Origin of the sequence: Amycolatopsis antarctica, assembly GCF_002262875.1 — a bacterium.
GTDB classification, from domain to species: Bacteria; Actinomycetota; Actinomycetes; order Mycobacteriales; family Pseudonocardiaceae; genus Amycolatopsis; species Amycolatopsis antarctica.
In genome coordinates this window covers 98,770-119,916 of record NZ_NKYE01000021.1, presented here as the reverse complement: position 1 = coordinate 119,916, position 21,147 = coordinate 98,770, and the positions used below count along the sequence as shown (strand labels likewise).

General features: G+C 66.8%; 21 protein-coding genes and 1 pseudogene. 7 read left to right on the top strand and 15 right to left on the bottom strand.

The annotated features are described in order from the left end of the window. Nucleotides 1-116: 116 nt before the first annotated feature. Both CFN78_RS29380 and CFN78_RS26150 read right to left on the bottom strand, forming a co-directional pair. Entirely contained in the window at nucleotides 117-503 is a 387-nt protein-coding gene (locus CFN78_RS29380) for an STAS domain-containing protein (protein WP_165777715.1), read from the bottom strand. A 394-nt stretch (nucleotides 504-897) separates the two neighbouring features. Next, a complete protein-coding gene (locus CFN78_RS26150) occupies nucleotides 898-1,374 on the bottom strand; it encodes an STAS domain-containing protein (RefSeq protein ID WP_133116490.1) in 477 nt (158 codons plus the stop codon). 395 nt (nucleotides 1,375-1,769) lie between these two features. Between CFN78_RS26150 and CFN78_RS26145 the strand changes: the two genes are divergently transcribed. After that, nucleotides 1,770-2,000, top strand: coding sequence for a CDGSH iron-sulfur domain-containing protein (locus CFN78_RS26145; protein WP_094865687.1), 231 nt, complete (start codon nucleotides 1,770-1,772; stop codon nucleotides 1,998-2,000). A 271-nt stretch (nucleotides 2,001-2,271) separates the two neighbouring features. Further along, on the top strand, nucleotides 2,272-3,099 hold the full coding sequence (locus CFN78_RS26140) for an ABC transporter ATP-binding protein (protein ID WP_240519697.1): 828 nt from the start codon (nucleotides 2,272-2,274) through the stop codon (nucleotides 3,097-3,099). A gap of 233 nt (nucleotides 3,100-3,332) precedes the next feature. On the opposite strand, the pseudogene CFN78_RS30170 reads toward CFN78_RS26140, so the two are convergent. Then, a pseudogene (locus CFN78_RS30170) lies at nucleotides 3,333-3,443 on the bottom strand (type I-E CRISPR-associated protein Cse1/CasA); the annotation flags it as partial. A gap of 72 nt (nucleotides 3,444-3,515) precedes the next feature. Here CFN78_RS30170 and CFN78_RS26135 point away from each other — a divergent pair. From CFN78_RS26135 to CFN78_RS26125, 3 genes are all read left to right on the top strand, one after another. After that, nucleotides 3,516-3,971: a MarR family winged helix-turn-helix transcriptional regulator gene (locus tag CFN78_RS26135; protein WP_094865685.1), complete on the top strand. Its 456-nt coding sequence runs from the start codon at nucleotides 3,516-3,518 to the stop codon at nucleotides 3,969-3,971. Nucleotides 3,972-4,690: 719 nt separating this feature from the next. Continuing rightward, nucleotides 4,691-5,680 (top strand): ATP-binding cassette domain-containing protein, encoded by a 990-nt coding sequence (locus CFN78_RS26130; RefSeq protein WP_094865706.1) that lies wholly within the window; start codon nucleotides 4,691-4,693, stop codon nucleotides 5,678-5,680. After that, on the top strand, nucleotides 5,677-6,489 hold the full coding sequence (locus tag CFN78_RS26125) for an ABC transporter permease (RefSeq protein ID WP_094865684.1): 813 nt from the start codon (nucleotides 5,677-5,679) through the stop codon (nucleotides 6,487-6,489). The genes CFN78_RS26130 and CFN78_RS26125 overlap by 4 nt, the downstream gene beginning before the upstream one ends. A 764-nt stretch (nucleotides 6,490-7,253) precedes the next feature. Here the strand turns inward: CFN78_RS26125 and CFN78_RS26110 are convergent. The 8 genes from CFN78_RS26110 to CFN78_RS26070 form a co-directional block, all read right to left on the bottom strand. Beyond that, nucleotides 7,254-7,655: a winged helix-turn-helix domain-containing protein gene (locus CFN78_RS26110; protein WP_205660656.1), complete on the bottom strand. Its 402-nt coding sequence runs from the start codon at nucleotides 7,653-7,655 to the stop codon at nucleotides 7,254-7,256. Next, nucleotides 7,652-8,131, bottom strand: coding sequence for a hypothetical protein (locus tag CFN78_RS26105; RefSeq protein WP_094865682.1), 480 nt, complete (start codon nucleotides 8,129-8,131; stop codon nucleotides 7,652-7,654). Before CFN78_RS26105 ends, CFN78_RS26110 begins: the two co-directional genes overlap by 4 nt. A 145-nt stretch (nucleotides 8,132-8,276) precedes the next feature. Continuing rightward, nucleotides 8,277-8,726, bottom strand: a complete 450-nt coding sequence (locus tag CFN78_RS26100) for a DUF3592 domain-containing protein (RefSeq protein WP_165777714.1) — start codon at nucleotides 8,724-8,726, stop codon at nucleotides 8,277-8,279. An 88-nt stretch (nucleotides 8,727-8,814) separates the two neighbouring features. Beyond that, the gene (locus tag CFN78_RS26095) at nucleotides 8,815-10,014 is read right to left on the bottom strand and encodes a hypothetical protein (protein ID WP_094865680.1); all 1,200 of its coding nucleotides are present in this window, start codon (nucleotides 10,012-10,014) and stop codon (nucleotides 8,815-8,817) included. After that, nucleotides 10,011-10,481: a WXG100 family type VII secretion target gene (locus tag CFN78_RS26090; protein ID WP_094865679.1), complete on the bottom strand. Its 471-nt coding sequence runs from the start codon at nucleotides 10,479-10,481 to the stop codon at nucleotides 10,011-10,013. Before CFN78_RS26090 ends, CFN78_RS26095 begins: the two co-directional genes overlap by 4 nt. After that, nucleotides 10,468-11,124, bottom strand: a complete 657-nt coding sequence (locus CFN78_RS26085; protein ID WP_133116488.1) for an SAV_915 family protein — start codon at nucleotides 11,122-11,124, stop codon at nucleotides 10,468-10,470. Before CFN78_RS26085 ends, CFN78_RS26090 begins: the two co-directional genes overlap by 14 nt. Before the next feature lie 101 nt (nucleotides 11,125-11,225). Further along, nucleotides 11,226-11,771, bottom strand: coding sequence for a hypothetical protein (locus tag CFN78_RS26080; protein ID WP_133116487.1), 546 nt, complete (start codon nucleotides 11,769-11,771; stop codon nucleotides 11,226-11,228). 1,003 nt (nucleotides 11,772-12,774) lie between these two features. Then, entirely contained in the window at nucleotides 12,775-13,833 is a 1,059-nt protein-coding gene (locus tag CFN78_RS26070; protein WP_094865676.1) for a zinc-binding alcohol dehydrogenase family protein, read from the bottom strand. A gap of 48 nt (nucleotides 13,834-13,881) precedes the next feature. On the opposite strand from CFN78_RS26070, the gene CFN78_RS26065 reads away from it, so the two are divergent. Then, complete coding sequence (locus CFN78_RS26065) at nucleotides 13,882-14,913, top strand: LysR family transcriptional regulator (protein ID WP_240519696.1); 1,032 nt, start codon at nucleotides 13,882-13,884, stop codon at nucleotides 14,911-14,913. A gap of 51 nt (nucleotides 14,914-14,964) precedes the next feature. On the opposite strand, the gene CFN78_RS26060 is transcribed toward CFN78_RS26065, so the two are convergent. Together CFN78_RS26060 and CFN78_RS26055 are read right to left on the bottom strand one after the other, a co-directional pair. Further along, complete coding sequence (locus CFN78_RS26060) at nucleotides 14,965-16,545, bottom strand: multicopper oxidase family protein (RefSeq protein ID WP_094865674.1); 1,581 nt, start codon at nucleotides 16,543-16,545, stop codon at nucleotides 14,965-14,967. Beyond that, nucleotides 16,542-16,898, bottom strand: a complete 357-nt coding sequence (locus CFN78_RS26055; RefSeq protein WP_240519699.1) for a hypothetical protein — start codon at nucleotides 16,896-16,898, stop codon at nucleotides 16,542-16,544. Before CFN78_RS26055 ends, CFN78_RS26060 begins: the two co-directional genes overlap by 4 nt. A 165-nt stretch (nucleotides 16,899-17,063) precedes the next feature. On the opposite strand from CFN78_RS26055, the gene CFN78_RS26050 reads away from it, so the two are divergent. Next, nucleotides 17,064-17,939, top strand: a complete 876-nt coding sequence (locus tag CFN78_RS26050) for a LysR family transcriptional regulator (protein ID WP_094865672.1) — start codon at nucleotides 17,064-17,066, stop codon at nucleotides 17,937-17,939. A gap of 297 nt (nucleotides 17,940-18,236) precedes the next feature. Here the strand turns inward: CFN78_RS26050 and CFN78_RS26045 are convergent, their stop codons facing one another. Together CFN78_RS26045 and CFN78_RS26040 are read right to left on the bottom strand one after the other, a co-directional pair. Then, nucleotides 18,237-19,823, bottom strand: coding sequence for an alpha/beta hydrolase (locus tag CFN78_RS26045; RefSeq protein WP_240519695.1), 1,587 nt, complete (start codon nucleotides 19,821-19,823; stop codon nucleotides 18,237-18,239). 302 nt (nucleotides 19,824-20,125) lie between these two features. Next, nucleotides 20,126-21,049, bottom strand: a complete 924-nt coding sequence (locus CFN78_RS26040; protein WP_094865671.1) for a CPBP family intramembrane glutamic endopeptidase — start codon at nucleotides 21,047-21,049, stop codon at nucleotides 20,126-20,128. Between the last annotated feature and the right edge of the window lie 98 nt (nucleotides 21,050-21,147).

Below are 21,147 nucleotides of genomic sequence, written 5' to 3'. Positions count from 1 at the left end.
CACCTACCACCGCCGACGCCGCCAAGCACGACTCGGCAGATTGACCCCCATCGAGTACGAAGCCATCATGACCCAGACCGCCACAACGGCGGCCTAACCTGCTGTCACAGAATCATTCAGCAGCCCCGCAGTGCCGTGAGGCGCGTGGTGGCGAGCTCCTCGAGAGCCAGTGCCAACGTGCCGTACAAGCCAATGCGTTTGTCTATGCCGGTGATCCTCATCGGTGTGACGACGCAGCGATGTGCCGCAACGATCATCAATTCGCGTTGTGCCCGCTCGGCCCGTAAGCGAGCGCGCACCAGCGCTGTCAGTCCGACCGATCCGAGGAAATCGACTTGGCGTAGGTCCAGGACCATTGCGCGCGAGGTCGGCGGCAGCGACTCGGCGGTCAGGAGTTGGCGGCGAAACTGTGGCTCCGTCATGTCATCGACTCCGCCGCGGACCTCGACGATCACGGCGTTCTCGGTCTCGCTGGTGGCGATGTGCAGATCATGAGTACCCAACAATTTCCTCCAATGTCGTGCCTCGACCCCAGGACGTGTTCGGCAATCCGTGGTCGTAATCTTTACGCCGGGGCGACAACCCGGGTACGGCACCGGTCGACCGGAATTGCCATACCTGCCACTGCCGGGATCGGCGGGCCGTCCGTCCGGCCCGGACCACCGGCAATCTCGACATGATTCACGGACGCGGAGCGGAGACGTCGAACCGCCACGTGTATCGCGGTGACGAGCTCGTAGCCGAATGTGCGATCGAGTGGTTCGGGAAGGTGCGCTCGCCACGGATGCGGTAGTTGGGGCTTTGTGGACCTGCCGCGAGGTGCAGCCAGGCATGTCCAGCCCTGTGGACCGTGGTGCGACCGGTGTCGGGCGATGAACGCCGCGTGATTGCGGCCTGCTACTGCGGGTTTCCGGCCGCGTGCAGCCGTTGCTCGATCCCCTGCTGGGGTACGGGAGGAGGCATCGGGCCGATGTGACCACGGAGTAGCTGGACCGCGTGCGCGTACACGGGGAAGACGATGAGCGTGTGTGCCCTGCTCGTCAGCGTGAGGTACTCGAGGACGGCATGGGCATCCGCGACGATCCTTACCGCGACGTGTTTTTCGCGCGCACGCTCTTGGGCGGTGATCAGGACCTGCAGACCTGCGGGTTCCAGTACACCCACGCCCCGCAGGTCCACGACGACCACCCGGCGGTCTGATCGACGCAACTCCTGGGCCAGACGCTCGGCCAGGACGGGTGCGGTACGCGCGTCGACGTCGCCGTGCATCCGCACCACCGCGACCTCGTTGACCAAGCGGACCGGGGCGTGGATGCGGGAAGGTGCGCTGTGTCCGGTATCGGCCAGGTTGGGCCCGGATACTGTTGCTGTCACGATCGGCTCGCTCCTGCCGGCCAGGTTTGGGCACCGTCTCAAGCGAGCACGGGGATGCTGGCCGGCTATTGGAGATGGATCGCCGGAAGCGTGCGGAGTCTGGGCACCGAGCGGCGAGCTGCATCGCTAGCGTAGCGATTCGCCGACTCGTGCGCCAGCGGTGCGCACCCGGCGGTGCGGCGGCCGCGGTCGCCGATGCCGATCTCCGTCCCCGTGAAACCGGCGGCCGTGGCGTCTTCCATCCGGGTCTCGCGGCAGGGCTCGTAGGTCAGCGGCCACCGGTCAGGGTTTGCCCGTGACGCGCTTCGGGGAACCCGGTCCGTACCGGAGTGCGACCGCCGCGGGTGGTGTGCGGCCGGAAAATCGTGCGAGGACAACAGATGTGAGGCACCGGTATGACAACGGAGAACGCCCAGCCGAGTCGCAGGGTCCGTGTGGTCCCCGGCGGCCCGGTGTTGATCGAGGGCCCGGTGGAGATAGCGGTGGATGACGGTGTCGTCGTGCGGTCCGACCGGTTTCTCGTGGCACTGTGTACGTGTCGCCGCAGCAAACGGTACCCGTTCTGCGACACCAGTCACCGGAGGAAGCTGCCCCGGTCGAGCGCAGGAGGCGACCCGACGGGATAGAAATCGTTGGGACGCAAGGAACTGAGCCCGTCCCGCCACGCGTCAAGCAACCGCTGCGCGGCCCTGCCCTCGACGTATTCGGAGGCCTGGACACCGAAGACCACGTCCGCGGCGAAAATCAGGCATGCGACCTCGCTGGCCGGAGAGTTGATGTCGTTCAGATCGCCGCACGGGGCGCGATACGCAGGCCACACAACATCGTCGAGGGACTGTCAGCGACGATCTTCTTATCCCACGCTTCCACCATGCGTCGCTCGTCGAAGGCGTCGACGTGGTCGCCGACTCCAGAAGCGTGCGGCGGTTGCTCGCGGTCGTCCCTCAGCGCAACAACCTCGACCGCTCGCTCAGCGTCCGGCGGAACCTGCTGTTCCATGCGGCCTACCACGGTGTTTCGTCGGCCGAGCGCAAACGTCGCGTCGACCAGATCCTTGACCGGATGGGACTGGCCGACCACCTGAAAGCGTCGGTTGACACGTTGTCGGGTGGTCAGGCGCAACGGCTGATGATCGCCCGCGCGCTCATGCACCGGCCAAAGGTGCTGTTCCTGGACGAACCCAGCAATGCTCTTGATCCCCAGGCGCGACTCTTCGTACACGACCGCGTCGCCGCGCTGCGCGACGAAGGCGTCACAGTCGTGCTGACAACGCACGACATGGATGAGGCCACGAAGCTGTGCGACCGCGTCGGTATCGTCGACCGCGGCAAACTGCTCGCCCTCGACACACCCGATGCGCTCACTCGCGCCCTGTCCGACGGCAACACCGTCACCATCACCGTGGGAGCGGACGACCACGCCGTTGCCGAGATCAGCGCACGGTTGTGCGAAGTACCGGATGTGCGAAAGCTGGAGGCGACCACCTGTGGTGCTTTTCGCCTTCACACCGATGCTGACCCGGCAATCACGCTTTCGCTCGCGCTGAACACAGTGCGAGACCTCGATATCGCGGTAAGCGACGTCGCAATCGGCAGGTCCAGCCTCGATGTCAGCGACGATGACATCGGGCTTTCGCCGTGGACGCCCTCGCCGGCCACGAATCGCGGGAACGGCGTCCACCAGCGCGATGAGCTGGGTGATGTCACCTGCGGTGTCCGCCGGTGAGCGTCATCACGAGAGGCGCACCACCGCCATCGCAGATCAGGTGGTGCTTCGAGCCGGTTTTGCCGCGCGCGCGACGAGCAACTGGTCGATCACGGCCCAGAGCCGGTCGGTGTCGATCGCGGCGGGCATCATCGCCGCCGGTCGCGGACCGGTGCGGCGAGAGTACAACCACGCCCAGTGCGGCTCGTCCCGAATCTCGATCGCGGTGGATGCAGCGGATCCCCGACACCGAGTTACAAGCCGACGACCATGTCGTTCTCGGCGACGAGCCGGACCCGCCGGGCCTGCCACGTGTACAGGTCGAGGCGACCGGTGGGTTCCCGTGTGGTCGTGTCCGGACCGTCCGGGCTACGTTCCCTCTCTGCTCGGCGCCGAGAAAGTAGTTACCTATGTTCTTAATGTAGTAAGGTACTGATATGCGTACCGCGATCGTAGACAAGCTCATGGCCGTCACGAGCATGTTCCAGCGGGACATGACCCGAGCCTTCGCCGGCACTCCGCTTACGGAGTCGCGGGCCGCTGTCCTGTGGACGCTGACGCTGAGCGGTCCGTCCACCCAGCAGATCCTCGCCGAGGCGTTGTCGGTGACAGCTCGCAACATCTCCGGCCTCGTGGACGCGCTGGAGCAGCACGGGTACGTGCAGCGCGTTCCCCACTCGTCCGACCGCCGCGCCGTGCTGGTGAAGCTCACCCCGAACGGCGAGACGGCGATGGCCCGAATGCAGGAGGAACACGCTCGCCTGGAGGCCGAACTGCGCGGCGTGGTCGCACCGGAGCACCTCGATGCACTCGAACAGGGCATCGACGCGATCATCGCCCACCTCGCCACATCAACGAGCTCCGAGCAGACGGAAGCCGAGGGCGACAGATGAGCACCGCCACCCGAATCCCGCAGACCGAACCGAGCCGCGCCAAAGCCCTCATTGCCCGAGGTACGGGGATCGAGAAGATCATCTACGTCGCCATCGGCCGCGCGATTGCTCGCAAGCCCTGGCAGGCCCACGACGCCAAGGGTTTCCATTACCACTCCCAGAGCCTCGCGGTGCTCATCACCCTCATCGCGGTCTCGGCATTCGAAATCGTCGCCATCGACCTGATCGTGCACCAGTGGCTCTGGCTGAGAATCCCGCTGCTCATCGTCGGCATCTGGGGGCTCGTATGGATGACCGGGTTCCTGTGCGCCCACCTCATGCGACCCCACACGGTCGGGAGCGAGGGCATCCGTGTGCGAGACGGCCTCGATATGGATGCCCACGTCATCTGGAGCGACGTCTACTCGGTGGGGCTGAAGAACCGCAACTACGAGCCCAAGACCCCGAGCGTGATCGACGACCGGGAAGGCCGATCACTGGTGGTGGACATCACCGGCCAAACCAACATCGAGGTCGTCCTGGAACGGCCGACGACCATCACCCTTCCCGGTCTGCCGCCGAAGGGCGGCGAGCAGGTCGTCGACCGCATCTACCTCTGGACCGATGAACCCAAAGCGTTTCTCGACGCGGTGCGGGAACACAGCGACTCTGAGGCGGACAGCGCCGCAGGCAAGCAGCCGCGAGCCCAGGCCGCGCAGGACGAAGAACGTAGGAAGCGCATGGCTCAGTACAGCAACGGCCCGGCAATCGAGGTGAGCGGCCTCGTCAAAAGATTCGGTGGCACCACCGCGCTCGACGGCGTCGACTTCGCCGTGGAGCCCGGCTCCGTGCTCGGGCTGCTAGGCCCGAACGGGTCGGGCAAGACCACGACGGTGCGCATCCTCGCGACTCTGATGAAGGCCGATAAGGGCACTGCCCGCGTCTGCGGATACGACGTCGTTCGAGACGCCCACCAGGTACGGCAGCTCATCGGCCTCACCGGGCAGTACGCTTCGGTGGACAAGGACCTCAGTGGCTACCAGAACCTCACGATGATCGGCCGGTTGCTGGGCATGTCCCGCAAACAGGCGAAAAGCCGCGCCTGCGAGCTCATCGAAGAAGCTGGACTTGCCGATGCTGCGACCAAGCCCGCTACGAGCTACTCCGGCGGGATGCGTCGCCGTCTCGACCTCGCGGCGAGCATCATGGGCGAAGCTGCGGTCGTGTTCCTCGATGAGCCCACCACCGGCCTCGACCCCGCCCGCAGAGGTGAGACGTGGGCCATGATCCGCAGACTCGCCGCGCAGGGTTCCACGGTGCTGCTTACGACCCAGTACCTCGAAGAAGCCGATCACCTAGCGAACGAGATCGTCGTCATCGACGCCGGCAAGGTCATCGCACGGGGGACACCGGACAGCCTCAAACGGCGCATGGGAAGCCAGACACTCGACGTACGTCTCATCGACCCCAGTCAGCTCGAAGAAGCTACGAACCGGGTCCGGAGAATCATCGACGCCGCCCCGGTAGTCGATGCGCAAACCGGACAGCTGAGCGCGGCCGTGACCGATGGCGAGGCGATGCCCGCGATCGTACGGAGCCTCGATGAGGCCGCCATCGGAGTCAGCGAACTCTCGCTGCGCCTCCCCAGCCTCGATGACGTCTTCCTGACGCTCACCGGACACCGTACGACCGCTGCCGACGAGAAGAACGAGGAAGGGGAAGCAGCATGACCGCAGCAACGCTTCCCGCGACCCACACACTTCTGCCGAAGCACGTCGGCCTCGGACAAGTGCTGATCCAGTCCGCGACTCTCTCCTGGCGCGGCATCGTCAAGCTCCGCCGCCGCCCGGCAGGACTCGCAGACGTCATCATCGGTCCCGCGATCTTCCTCGTGCTCTTCGGTTACGTCTTCGGCGGCGCCATCTCGGGCAACACCGGCGAGTACCTGCAGTACGTGTTTCCTGGCATCCTCGGCATGATGACGCTCTTCGCCACAATGGGCGTCGGTGTCTCCCTCAGCACCGACCTCTCCGATGGCATCTTCGACCGATTCCGCGGCCTCCCCATCGCTCGCATCTCTCCGCTCATCGGAGCCATCGGCAGCGACATCGTCAGGCAGCTCGTCTCACTCACCGCGCTCATCGGATTCGGACTGCTGCTCGGCGTCCGATTCGAGACCAGCGTGTGGTCGGTGCTCGCCGGATGTGCTCTCGCCCTCGCGTTCGCCCTTGCGGTGTCGTGGGCACTGATACTTCTCGCCCTGGCGATCAAAGACCCGATGGCAGTGCAAGGTCTCGGCGCGGTCATCATTCTTCCCCTCGCGTTCGCCAGCAACATCTTCGTTCCGGTCGAGACGATGCCGGGTTGGATGCAGACCTTCGCCTCATGGAACCCGATCGGGCACCTGGTCGACGCCGTGCGCGGTCTGATGATGGGAGGCCCCGTCGGTGAGCCTCTGATGTTCACGCTGATGTGGATGGCCGCGTTCGTCGCCGTGTTCGCTCCGTTGTCACTGATCGCCTACAACCGCCGCGCGTAGAATCCGCCGAGGCCCGCCTCACCCCTAGCGACCTCGTGCATGGTTGTGGATCAAGGTGCCCGGGGCGGGGACACAGTACCGGCTGGTGTTCGTTGACCGGTTGCTGGCAACGCGGGTGCATCTGCGACATGCCACCAGCCACGATGTCCTGGCGGCCGGGTTCGGGTGGACCGTTCCACGATCACGCGCGCGATCGGTGAGATCCGGCCGTTGCTGGCCGAGCGCGGGTGCAGGGCCGAGACCGGTGAGAGACTGCGCGGCGGACCAGGTGGTGTCCTATCTGGACACGAACTTGCGGGGAGCGATCCTGGATGCCACCGAAATCCGGGTGCGCCGTCCGGCTGCCGGAGTAAAGGTGTGCCGCTGGCGATCACGTTGACCGGCGGCAACCGCAACGAGACGCCACCCAGCTCATCCCGCCGGTCGACGGCGTTCCCGCGATCCGAGGTCGGCAGGGGTGCCCACGACGGAAGCCCGACGTCCTCGTCGCCGACCAAGGCTACGACCACGATAAATACCGGAACCTGTTGCGACAGCGCGGAATCCGCCCCTTGATCAACCACCGCGGCACCCGCGACAACAACCAACGCTTTCGGTGGGTCGTAGAACAGACCCTCGCTCTACTACACCAATTCCGGCGTCTCACCGAACGCTGGGAACGCCGCACCGACATCCACCACGGCTTCCTCACCCTCGCCCGCGGGCTCATCGCCTGGCGCCGACTCCGCAACCACCACAACGGCACCACAACCTGTTAGGGGCTCTTAGCGACGCGGGGCCTCCCGCTCCGACGTCGCGGCATTGGCCGACGGGAGGCCCGGCGGAACCCCGGGCCAGTTCGGGTCGTCGTCCGGACCCTCCTGCGCTGTCCGGTCCATGATCGCCCGCAACGCATCGACGTGTGCCTGGAAGGCGATCCTGCCCTCCGGGGTCAGTCGCAGGTGCATCCGCTTCCCGCGACCGATCCCGTCGCGTTGCACCGCCACGAACCCTGCCTGTTCCAGGGTCGTGATCTGCTTGGACAGCGCCGAGTCGCTCAGCTGCAGACTCGTCCGCAGCCGCCCGAACTCGATCCAGCGGGTGGCCGAGAGCAGCGACATCAGCGACAGCCGGGTTGGCGCGTGGATCAACTCGCTGAAACCGGGCGGCTGCGCGGGAGCGGTCACCGCTGCCCGTCCGCGCGCCGAATGCCGACCGTCCGCCAGACCGCGCCCACCGCCAGGACGATCGCCATCGCCGGCACCCCGGACAGCGTCTGGTCCCACGAGACGTCGTTAGCCCGCAGCGGGATCCCGATCGCGATGGCGAGCACGAAGTAGGCGGCCGGAAGCCAGCTCAGCGCGAGGTACGCGCGACCGGCCGGGCCATGTGGCCGCAACCCGAGTCTGCGGTGCATCACCACCAGCACCAACGTCAACATTGTCAGCACCCCCAGCACGGGAACGCCCCACTTCAGGAAGGGCCCGTTCCACGACGGGATCTGGCTTCGGACATCGGACGCCACGGCCAAGAGCAGCAGGATCGCGGCCAGCACCCCCACCAACCACGCAGGCACTCCTCGCCGCCACACCATTGCCGACACCTGGTTCTGCCGCCCGCTCACCTCCGCGAGCGCCTCGCTGGCCTGCTGTCGATCGATCACCGAAACCCCCTCGTATAGTTGCCCACGAGGAAAGTATCAGAAAGGTTTCCACGTCAGCAAGTTTCAATCCGGGTCGAGCGGTCCCCGGGTCGCCGCGCTACCGGCGCACCTGGCCCAAGACTTGAGGAGATATGGCGGAATCCGCTCATCGGGTCACTACGAAGAGAAAGATGGCGGTGGCAACGAGGCCGATACCGGCCAGGCCACAGCCAAGTACACCGAAGAGGCAGCCGGTAGTCTTCACGGTCGCGTCCGCACTCGCGAGCCGCGCATTGCCCGGTGCGCGGGGGTCGACAAGAATGCCGACCTGCTTACCGGTGCGGTAGATGCCCGTATCGATGGTGACGTCACTGATGAATTCGTAGTGCCGACCGTCGGGGCCCGCGTACTGCACTACTGGAAAGGCCAACTGATCACGGTTACCTGTTCGAGCTACATTCTTCCAGTGATATCGCACAACGACGCCCTGAGTGGGTAGCCAGTTGCCAGGGGTCTTGACACTTTGGCGGCCGATGCGCCAGCCCTGTACGGCGAGGCAGACACCACCAACAGCAAAGCCGCCGAACACAAGCCACATGACTACAGGTATTTCCATGGAATCACCGTAACCTAGGAAATCGCGTCGAACATTCATCAACAAACGCAGGTCGCCTATGCTTCGGTCGACCTGCGTTGCTGCAGTGTCATCCAAGTGGTGAGGACTTCAAGTACACCTTCGGCTGGGCGTAGGGATCGGGCTCCTCGCCGGGCAGGATCACGTCAAGCCCCAGTTCGGCAGAAATCCCGCCGAGAACGCTCCCTCCGACCCCGCCGAGGACCGCTCCCACCGGCCCACCGACAAAGACACCGACTTGGGACCCCGCAACCCCGCCGGCGAACGATCCGGCAAGAACACCACCGGTCCTGGCGACGGCTTCCGGCCAGCTCTGCTCGCCTTTGACGGCACCAAGTGCCTGGTTGACCGATTCGAGCAGACTTCCAGCATAAGGCAACTTCTTCGCGATCAGCTCCACCGACTTCGGCGCCTTGTCAAGCAACTGCAGGTATTCGTCGGCGCGTTTGTAGTATTCCTGCTGGACGCCGTCGGCCGCCGTGATTCCACGCATCGCCCGCAATGCCTGTTCCAGTTGATCCCGGTCGCCCGGCTTCAGATCGGTCAGCGCTCCCATCGAGACCTGGTAGAACGCCATGCCCATCTGAGTGAAGCGATCCGCGTTACGCATGGCCTCCAGCTGGCCCTGCTTGGCGAACTCGACATAGTCGACGGCTCCGGAAAGGACGGTCTGACCCACTGACCAGGCATCGACACCGCCGCTCGGAAGTGCTGGCTCCGACCCGTCGTCGAGCGGTGTCAGCGCGTCGAGCAGGTTCGCATGCGCCTCTCCCTCCCGGCGGCGTGCGTCGGCGACCAGGTCACTGCACTCGTTGAACGCTTCAGCCTTGGTGTTGTAGCCGACGGTCTTCTCGCTGATGTCCGCATAGGTCTGGGCCGGATCGGTGAAGTCTTCGACAGTTGTGGTGGGCGGAGGCTCAGGGGGAAGAACAAATGGGCCGTGCACCTCGAGCCCGTTGTCGCCGGCGTGGGCAAGCGCGTCGTTCATGGCGCCGACGACACGTTCCAACGCTTCGCCGAAGTCCCGCAACGCCTGCTCGTACAGCCGGCAGGTGAACGCGAGATCGTTGCAAGTAAGGCGCGGATCCATAATGGCCGTACGGAATGCCGCGCTCGCCGGGCCGTTCCAGCCGGAGTCGGCGATCGCACTCGCGTCGTGGCAGCGGTCCACGGCGGACTCGGCGTTACGATCGAACGCGCTGAGCCAGTCCGCCGCTTCGATGCAGCTGCCCGGGTGGCCGTTTACTGTGGTGTTGAGCTGCCCGGTCACGGTAGGCGCTCCGTTCCATGCTCAGATTGGCAATCCGACTCTGTGGCCGCGGTGTAGGGATCGGTGCAATCCGGTCCGGACGGCTGGACGAGATCGACGATGTCCTGTTTCGTCTCCAGCAAGTCGTTTCCCCGGACGAGGTCCGTCAGCGGTGTCTGGTGCGGGATCTTCTCCCACCGCAACGCGCCCGCCGCGGTGTTGTCGATGGCGTCGTAGCGACCGCGCGCGGTATCCACCTTGCCCGCGACTTGAGCCAGTACTTCGACGAGCACCGTCCCAGCGGTCTGCACGCGCGCCAGTGCGGTGCCGACGATGGCCGACGAGGCGCCGGCGTCCGGAGCGTTGGGGACCTGGCGGGTCGACGCCGACAGCGTCTCCGAGGCCTCGAACACCTGTCGTGCTAGCTGCGTGAGCGTTTCCGGTTCGGCCCAGAAGCCGCTGCCGAGCCCACCGTCAGTCGTGTCCATAGTCCCTCGCTCCTCCCGACCGGTTGTTCCCCGTCCACGTGACGACCGGCGCCTGGTGCCGTGCCCGTTCAGCCAGGACCGCGTCGGCCGCCACACCGCGTGCTCCGACCGCCCGCACGATCCCGGCGATGTCTTCCGGCCGGACAGCCACAGCAGCCTGGTGCGGACCGCAACCGGCGCGCAACGACGCCACCGTCGAGTACACCGGCAACATCGGCTCGCCGCGCCTGGCGGCGTGCAACTCGACCTGCACCTGCCGCACGCCGTCCCGCGGGGGCCGCGTGGGTATCCACACGCGCGGCGGCGCGGCGGCTGGTCTCAGCTGTGGGAGGGGCTCACGGTGGCACGCATCGGGCTCGGGGTAACGGGCTCCGTCGGGATGCCCGACATCCAGCGCGACCAGGATCGGCACGCCGACCGCCCGCGCGGTCGTCGCCAGCTCGACCGCGCTCGCGCGCATCCACGGCTGGCCGCCGCCACACGAAGTCACGAGGTCCCGTATATCGCGATACGCCCACACCGCCAGCTCTCCACCGGGTGTTTCGTACAGTTCGAGGTCACCACTCGGCGCCGTCAAGACGAACAGTCGGTCCGGCTCGCGATCGACCAGTTGCTCCGCGCGCATGAGGGCGCTCTCGGTCAACTGCCGCATAATTGCGTCCCCCTACATCGTTCGATGCCCTGTCCATTTTCAAACGAGGCCGAGACGGATCTTGCCGTCCTACGGGCCAAAGAGATTCACTGTCAGGAAGTGGTCAGCGTCTTCTGAACGGTCTCGTTCACGCTGTCCACCAGGTAAGTCGAACTGGTTTCCGCGTCATAGCACATGTCGTCGGCGAGGCTGCCATACACTCGGAAGTGGTGGTCTCCGATGGGGACGGTGTCGTCGTCAGGCCGGTCCGACCGGTAGATGCTGACGAACTCGCCGCGCTTGAGAGCGGTGCCCCCACAAAGATCGGTAATGAGTTTGCCGGCCAATATCGCACTGCTGACCGCGACGTTCTCAGGCTCACCCGGCTCAGTCGGATGATGCGCGATGGTCACATCGTCGGCGCTGATCGTATCGGGCAGCGCGAATTCTACGCCCCATTCCTCGATCACAATGATGTTCTTGCCACTGTTGCCCTGTTCATCACCCACGCCAGGGACAACCCAGCCTTCACCGTCACCGGATGAGCACCCGAGAAGTGCGATCACCGCGACCAGTGCGCCGATCGCGTAGCGCACCACCCGCCAAGGAATGCCTCGCCGTCCAGCCGGTGACAGTTGCGTGTCATCGTTTGGCGTCATGTCAGTCCCTCCCGTGACGGTCAGTTCTCGATCAATCCCTAGGATGCCGTCCGAGCCGCAGGGGTTCCCAATTCGCGAAACAGATGAGTAATGAGCCATTCCGGGTAACCCTCCCCTCGGGAGAAAACAAGCCTGCTCAGGATGAACCGGCCGCCGGCTCTACTCTTGGTGTGCCTCACCGGAAGGCAACACCTGATTGTCGCCGTCCATTCTCATCGAGGTAGGTATTTCAAGCGCGGAGAGTGACAGTTGTCCGTCGCGCACAGGGCACGTCTTTACGAGCACGGACCGTCGCTCTTGATCGTGTCATCGCCGGTTTGCCGCCTCGCTACCTGACTGCTCGCCTGAAGGTCCCTGCCGAACCAAAGGAGGGCAGCATCTGTTCACCACCCCAGAGGGAATGCCTTGCCGCCTCGACCTGTTCAGTCACGAGTTCAAGGAGTTGCACGAGCCTTGCACCGGTCCGACTGCGCGACCTCCGGCATGGGGCGGCCTCGCAGTCGTGGAACGTCGCACCCAGTTAGGGCGCAACCGGTCCGCGAGCTCGTGGGGCCTCCGCACCCCGTGCAACGCCGGCCGCCTCGCCTTGCTATGCGCCGATCACCAGCACGGCGTAACCCTTGAAATGCCGTGCTGCATCCTCGGGGTAACCGGTTCGCGCAGGCCAGGAGAAACTTTGCCACCTTCACCAGCACCGCTTCGACGCGATGCCCACGGCACGCTTGGCCTCGAGATAGCACCCCACCAACCTCCACACGCCTGCCTTCGTCCCGTTCGGTCAGACGGCAATGCCAGCCCCCGCGGACGAGGCAGACCCCAGGTCAACCCATGTCGCGGACATGATCTTGGAATCGCCAAACCCGCATGTAGGAGCCCTGCAATCGGCGACCGTTTCAAGATCACCGCGATCGAACCCGCTGGCTTTCGATCCTCGCGTCCAGAGTTCGAGCCCCTGGCGGCCACCGCGATCGAACCCGCTGCGGCAGCTTCGTGCAGCGGCCCCTCAGATCGTGACGACGAGCTTTTTCGCGGAGACACCTTTCCGGAGCTGGTCGAGCGCGTCCGGGATCTTGTCGAGTCCCGCACCGACGATCACGTGGTTGGGGACGGCCTGATACGTGCCCTTGGCGAGCGCCGCGGGCAGGAAGTCGACGTAGATTCCGGGACCGACTTCGTTGTCTTTGAGGCTTCCGCCCCAGATGGAACTCACCTGGATCCCCTTGTGACGCCGCAACAACGAGCTGACTCGAGTGAGCAGCGCCGGCTGGGCGGATGCGATCCGGCGGCTGCCTGGCACTGCCGACGCGATCGTCAGGGTCGGCTTGAGGGAGCCGTTGCCGATGGCCAGAGTGCCGGCCAGCGGGCTGTCGCCGATCGCGTCGATGAGCTCGTCTGCGGCCGTGCGATTGTGGTAGTCGACCGTTGCCGTGGCACCGAGTGAGCGGAGATAGTCGAAGTTCCGTGGCGAGGCGGTGGCGACGACCCGGTATCCGGCATGACGCGCGAGCTGGATCGCGTTGCTGCCCACGCTGGTCGACCCGCCCCACACCAGAACTGTCTCCCGTCGGTCCTCCGCGTCGATCGTGGGCAACGGCAGTGCGAGATGGTCATGCTGGAACATCCCGGAAGCGGCGGTCGACACGGCCAGCGGCAGCACTGCGGCCTGCTCGAAGGACAGGTCGTCGGGAAGGGTGGCGGTCATGCTCTGCTTGAGCACCACGTAGCGCTGGAAGGCGCCCTCGGCAGCCCGGTTGCGGTTCTGTTCGATGCCGCCCGCGGCGCCCACCACGCGGTCGCCTGGGCGCAGGCGGGTCACGCCGGGTCCGACCTCGACGATCACGCCGGCGACATCCGAACCCACGACAGCCGGGAAGTTCAGCCACGGCAGGATGAGCCGGTAGGCGAAACCGGGCATGCCGTCGATCGGATTCACCGCGATCGCCCGCACCCGCACGACGACTTCTCCCGCCGCCGGCGCGGTGTACGGGGCCGGTCCCAGTTCGAACCGCGCCCCCCGCTTCGGAAGCCACAGAGCCGCATTCTCGGGAGTCGTTTCCGTCATCCTCGTCCACCTCCGGTAGGGAAAGACCGCACCCTCGACTCTCCTGCCGTGACCGGCTACCGGTCCAATGAAAAGAGTGCACAGCGCAATACGAACTGTGTATCTACGCAGCTCAATACGTTTATCTTAACCGAAAGTGCGACACCATCGAGGTACACTCGCCGTATGCCCGAGTCGCTGCCGGATCCTGTCGATCTCGATCTGCGGCTGGTGCGGTGCTTCACCGCCGTCGCCGAATACCGGCACTTCGGCCGCGCCGCCCAGGCGCAGCACACCACCCAGCCATCGCTGAGCCGCCAGATTCGCCGCCTCGAACACCAGCTCAGCGCGCGACTGATCGACCGCAGCCCGCAGGGCAGCCGACTGACTCAGGCAGGCGAGACCTTCCTGCCGCTGGCGAAAAAGCTCCTGCGCTCGGCGAACCAGGCCGTCACCGCGACGCAGGCGGCGGCACAACCGAGCCGTATCACCATCGGCTACCTCTCCGGCCTGATCGTCACACCGGCGGTACGCGAACTGCGCCACCGCCACCCCGACGCCGACGTCCACGTCCAGCACATCGGCTGGGACGACCCGCGCACCGTGCTCTTCGAGTACCGCGCGGACGCGGTCGTCACCAGGCTGCCGTTCCCGACCGACGGGCTCCGGGTGACCATCCTCTACGACGAACCCCGCTCCCTGCTGATCCCGACGGAACACCGACTGGCGGGCAAGAAATCCGTCACCCTGGGCGACATCACGGGAGAACCAATGCTCAGGGTCAAGGACTTCGCGGCCGAATGGCACACGTTCTGGCGTGCCGAACCACGGCCCGACGGGCGCCCCGTGCCCGACGGCGCCTACGTCGACAACATCGAGGACAAGTTCGAAGCCGTCGCATCAGGGCAGGCCGTCGTCATCGTCCCGTCGGGCATCGGGGGTCTACGGCCCGATCTGACCCTCGTGCCGCTCGAGGACATCGAGCCGAGCAGAGTCGTACTCGCCACCCGCGCCCGCGACCACAACCGCGTGCTCGCGGCATTCACCAAACACGCACAGACGCACATCACCGGGCCAGGATCAACCGGCCAGGCACGATGAACGGTCGCTCGGCGGGTGCACTGCATGGCCGTCCGATGGCCGATGTCAGGTTCAACCGACCTCGAAGTTGGCCATCATGCCCATGTCCTCGTGCTCGGCGTTGTGGCAGTGGAACATGTACCGCCCGCGGTAGCCGTCGAAGCGGGCGATCAACTCGACGGACTCGCCGGGACGCAGGTCGACGGTGTCCTTCGGACCGGCGTCATGGGGACCGGGTGGGCCTCCGCCGCGGGAAAGGACGCGGAAGTTCACCAGATGGAGGTGGACCGGGTGGTGCAGGTCGGCGACGAATCGCCAGACCTCGACGTCGCCGAGTCGTGGTCGTGCGTCGATGCGGGCCGGGGAGAACGCTTCGCCGTTGATGAGCCACCCGTGCCGGTCGCCGATCAGGCCGCCGCGCAAGGAGAACTCGCGGGTAACGGCGGCGTCACCGCGTTCGAGCGGATCGGGTTCGGCGAGTCGCTCGGGAACCACGCTGTCGTCCGCGCCCGGACGCGCCACCCGGAAGCGCATGATCCGGGCGGTGGAGCCACTGCCGAGCCGGTTGACGAGGGTGACCTCGCTGCCGACCGGGTAGCGCCCGAAGTCGACGACGAGGTCGTAACGCTCCGCCGGTGCGATCGGCACATCGTCGTGCGCCACGGGCGTTTCGAGCAGTCCCTGGTCCGCGCCGACCTGCACCAGAACGCCGCCGCCGGGCGGGGGCGGGTCCAGCGCGAGGTCGTAGCGGCGCGCGTTGGAGGCGTTGAGGATCCGCAGCCGGTGCCGGGTGGCCGAGACCTCGTGTAACGGCCATGGCGCACCGTTCACCAGGATCACGTCACCGAGCACGCCTTCGACGTAGTCGTCCTCCACGCCGGGCCCGCTGCCGAGGGTGCGGTCCAGCGACGGGTAGCGGAAGGTGCCGTCCTCGTTGAACGCCCGGTCGGTGATCATCAGCGGGAGTTCCCGTTCGCCGCGCGGAAGGCCGAGCGCGTCCTCGGTCGCGTCACGCACGATGTGGAACCCGGCGAGGCCGCGATACACCGCGGGGCCGGTGAAATCCATCCGGTGATCGTGGTACCAGAGCATCGCCGCGCGCTGCCTCAGCGGGTAGGTGTAGTCGCGCACGCCGGTGGTGATCACCGCGGCGGGATCGTGCATTCCGTGCCCGGCGTGCGGGGCGGCGGTGTTTGCGTTGGGGCCCACGGGAAGTACGAGATCGGTGGCGTACCCGTCGGAGTCCGGCGGGGTGCGTCCGCCGTGCAGGTGCACGACCGTGGGCACCGGGAGTTCGTTGCGGTGCCGCACGATCGCGGTCCGGCCGCTGGTGGACTCGATGGTCGGCCCGGGGAAAGTGCCGTCGTAGCCCCAGATCGGTGTTCGCAGACCCGGCACGATTTCGGACGTTCCGAGTCGCTGGACGATCTCGTACCGGTCCTCGTACGGTCCGGAACCGATCGGATCCAGCGTCCGCGGGATCGGCAGCGGCACCCGGAACGGCTCCGGCAGCGGCACCTGGCTGACCAGCTGCTCCCCGGTCCGCGCCGGGCGGTCGAGCAGACGCGGCACCGCCACCCCGGCCGTAAGCAGCACGCCCGCACCACCGGCGAGGCCGAAGAACCGCCGCCGGGACAGGTCGCCGCCCGTCATCCCCGCACCATCCGGCCACGCGGGGACCGGCCTCGCCACAACCCCAGCAGCGTGACCGCCATCAGCACGGTCAGCGCCACCCCGAGCGGGACATGGAGATCCAGAACGCCGGCCAGACCGGCGAAGTACTGGCCGGTCTCACCCAGCGCGAGCAGCAGGCTCACAGCGGCGGGCCAGCGCGGTCCGGCGCGCCACCACAACAGCAGCGAGGCGACCAGTTGCACCAGCCCGAGGTAGAACACGAGGTCGGCTCCCAGCGCGTGCACGGCGAGCATGTCGTAGTCGCCGGTCAGGTACCGGCCCGCGAACACCGGCTGCGCGAGAATCACCACGCCGTGCAGCGTCGCGATCATGCGCACGGCCGTCAGCGTCCGCCGTCCTCGGGCTGGCCGCGGCCGCGGTGCGCCCGTTCGGTCGCCTGTCTCCATACCGCTGACGCTAAGCTCGGACGTCTTATGCTGTCCAAGACCGAATTCGACATGAAATCATGACAGCGGGGTTATGAAAGAGGTGACCACATGGACCTGTTGTCCCTGCGCTACTTCCAAGCGGTCGCCCGGCGCGAGCACCTCAGCCGGGCGGCTGAGGATCTGCGTGTCGCCCAGCCGTCCCTGAGCCGCTCGATCGCTCGCCTGGAGGCCGATCTGGGCGTACCACTGTTCGACCGGACCGGCCGCGCTCTCCGACTGAACCGTTTCGGCGCGGCGTTCCTGCGGCGGGTTGATCGCGCGCTCCGCGAACTCGACGACGCACGCACCGAACTGACCGACGCCGCCGGTCTCGAGCACGGGAGTGTGTCGGTCGCCGCTGAAACACTGCTCACCCTGACCGGGCTGCTCACCAGGTTCCGGACCGAACAACCAGGTGTCGACGTCAGGCTCTTCCAGTCGTCCGCGGCCACCATGACCGAACAACTACGCCGCGGCGAGGTCGATCTCTGCTTCGCCTCCCAGCCACTCGGTGACCCCGCGGTGGTCACCGAGGAATTGCTCCGCGAGGAGGTGCTCCTCGCCGTCCCACCAGGACACCCGCTCGCATCGCGAGAACGTACGGATCTGGCGAGCATCGCCGATGAACCGATCATCGCGACTCGCCCGGGATTCTGGCAGCGCACCCTGACCGACCGGTTGTTCGCCGAGGCCGGGCTCACGCCCGACATCACCTGCGAGAGCGACGAACCCGCCGCGACCCAGGACCTGATCAGTGCCGGAATCGGGATCGGGCTGGTACCGGCCATGTCCCGCCGGGCAGCCGGCCACGCGCCAGTCGCCTGGCTGCACCTCGACGCCGAGAACTGCGAACGCAGTCTGGATCTGGCCCGGCGAGGCGATGCCTACCTTTCTGTTGCCGCCCGCCATTTCCGTAGGACCGCAATCGATCATTTCCGCACCTGACGGTAGGAAACCTTGACGACGACTGCTGCCGGAACCCGGTTCGAAACGCACCCACGACGAGAGCGCATACCTGTTCGGTGACCGCGACCGCAGCGCGGTCGTGTATCCGTGCACGGATACGGCGTTCTGCTGCGTCTTGGTCCCTGCGCGGCGGCCACCATGGCGCGAAGCGGGACAGCCTGACCCACTTGACCGGAACCTGCTACGCCACCGTGACGGTTCGGAGATACCGCACCACGGCAGGCGGCCCGCTCGACCGGTCGGATCGAGCGGGCCGCCGGCGCCGGTCCGGACAGGTCAGGGCACCGGGTCGAACGGGCCCCGGTCCGGCTGGCAGACCGTGCCCTCGGCGGGCAGTGCGCCCTCGCTGAAGTACGCGTTCAACGCCCCGTCGATGCAGGCGCTCTCACCACGAGCGCCGTGTCCGGGCGCGTCGAGGGTGAGCAGCCGACCGTCGGAGAGCAGCTCGGAAGTCTTGCGCGCGTCGTCGTACGGTGTGGCCGGATCACCCTGCCGGTTGCCGATGACCAGCACCGGCGAGGCTGTTTCCCGGTCCCATGGACCGGTGTAGCGGTCCGGGTCGGGCCCGCCCGGCCAGTTCGCGCAGGCCAGCGAGATGTACGTCCAGAACGAGCCGAAACCGCGCCCGACCTCGTCGGCACGCCGCGCGTAGTCGGACCACGCCCGCGGGTCGGTGGGGTTGCTGCTGTCGTTGCACATCACGCTGAGCATCTGCTCCTCTCCCACGGTGCCTCCTTGCGAGGCAGACTGAGCCGCGACCTTCGGCGCCGGTCCGGCAGCGGCACCGGGCTGGGAGAGTTCGTGCAACTGCTGCAGGAAATCGGCGAGCGTTGCCGACGCCGAGGCGCTGTTGAGCGCGCGCCATGTTCTGATCACGGCCGTCTGGTAGGTGACCTCCATCGAAGTCCCGTCGGGCCGGGTGATCGTGACGGGCTGCGCCAGCAGCCGGTCCAGCAGCGCGTTGTACTTACCGAGCAGATCGGTACCCGGCTCCCGGAAAGCGCAGCGCTCGTCACCTGCGCATGCGTCGAGGAACGTCTGCAGTGCCTGCTGGGCACCGCCGAAGCTGCCCATCCGGAAGCCCTGCGGTTCGGCCGCCTCCTCCGGGCGGTATCCGGTGGTCCATTCGATCGGGTCGGCCACGGCGTCGATCGTCACCGCGCCCACCCGCTCAGGGAACAGGTTCGCGTACACGGTGCCGAGGTGGCTGCCGTAGGAGATGCCGTAGTAGTCGAGCCGGTCCTCCCCCACCGCCTCACGCAGCAGATCGAGGTCGCGAGCCACGTTCGCCGTCGAGGTGTGCCGCAGCAGCGGCCCCGCGTTCTGGGCGCACTGTTCGACTTTGCGCGTGGTGTCCTCGATCGCGACCCGTTCCTGCTCCGGGGTCACCGGGAAGGAGTCCATCTGACCGAAGCCATCGCCGGGCTCGGTGAAGCAGCTCAACCCGGCGCTCTCGCCGATGCCGCGCGGGTCGAAGCCGACGATGTCGAACCGCTGGTGCAGTTCCGGAGTCAGTTCCGGCGCGAACCTGCCGCTGGTACCCGGCCCGCCCGGGTTGTAGAAGATCGTGCCGAGCTTGTGCTCCTGATCGACGGCGGGCAGTTTGCCCACGGCGATCGGGGTCTGCTGGCCCGCGGGGTCCCGATAGGACAGTGGCACCTCGGCCGTCGCGCATTCGTAGCCGGGCGCGCTGTCGCCGCACGGCGTCCACTCCAGTGCCGGAACGGCCGCCCCGTTGGTACGCAGCGGAGCCGGCGCGGAGTCCGCCGTGGGCGGCCCGGCCATGGCGGCCGGTGTGAGCGAGCCCCCGACGAGGACGACGGCGAGAACCGCCGTGCCGCGCGCCAAGTACTTCTGTCGCATGTCTTCTCCTTCTCAGTTGAGCGGCTCGCCGGCCGATCCAACCGCTGATGCCGAAGTCGATCGTGAGCAACACTCGCAGCAGAGAGGAGAATGCACCCTCGTCTGATCGGCCCTCGGGTCCAGCCGATCGGCCAGGATCGAGGAGAAACCTCGTCGCCAGCTACTGCTCCGATTCACCAGCATTCTCCCGTTCAGGCGCATGTTCGACGAGGCGGCGGGTGGTGGCGTGGTCCAAGCGGCCGCGCTGACGTCGAGTTGCTCGCCAGGCGGCACGCACAGCGCCCCTGCCTCGCCGCGGGTGCTCACGGGACTGCTGGGCGGTAACCGAGCCGTCCGCGAGTACCGAGCAGAACCAGTACCGCGGCGACGACCGATCCTGCCGCCATCGCATGTATCGCCAGGTCGCCGTCGATGCTGGGGAACGTCTCCGCCCACATGACCGAGGCGAAGTTGTTGACACTGGCATGCAGCAGCATCGCCAGCGGCAGGCTCTCCCCGGTCCGGTTGAACACCCACGTCATGACCACGTTGAACGCGACGCAGAAGACCGTGAACGCGACCGGGCGGGTCCAGTCCGCGTCCGGCCAGCCGCCCCAGTCGGTCAGGAACAACGGCAGGTGCCAGACCGCCCACAACGGACCGAGGATCATCGTCCCGGCCAGCGGGCCGAACTTTCGCTGCATGCGCGGCAACGCGAAATCCCGCCAGCCCGGTTCCTCGGCGAGCCCGGTGGTGATCATCTGGAGCAGCAGGGCGGGCACATAGGCGACAACCGCCATCATCGAGGGTGCCGCGATCTGTCCGCCGGAGAATGCCCACCCGGTGATCAGCATCGCTGCCGGCACGCCCAGCAGGGTGACCGCGTACCAGTGCCATCGAACCCGCCAGCGCCACATCCGGCCCACCCACCGCCGCAACCCTGCCCTGCCGTCGGCGACCGCGGTGACCAGCACGGCTGCGCCGATGGGGCCGAGGTAGGCGCCGGGCAGCACGCCGGTGAACTGGCTGGACCCGAAGACCTCCGGGAACCGGTAGGCCCACCAGCCCAGCCCGTTCTCCGACAGGACGTACGGCGTCCAGGCCAGCCAGCTCAACAGGTTGGCGAGCAGGAAGAAGCTCAGCAGTGGGTGGCGGCGCACCGTCCCGAGCACGCCACCGTCACGGGGCGGAGCAGGGGGCCGGGGACCGTGTTCGATGATCGACGGGGTGTGCTTCGAAGTCGTCATGCCCGCAATCCTGCGGACCGGTGAAGCCGGCCACGAGCGGCAAACGATCGAAGCCCACGGCCGCCATCCAAAGATGCAGGAGCCGGCACCGGGCGGCT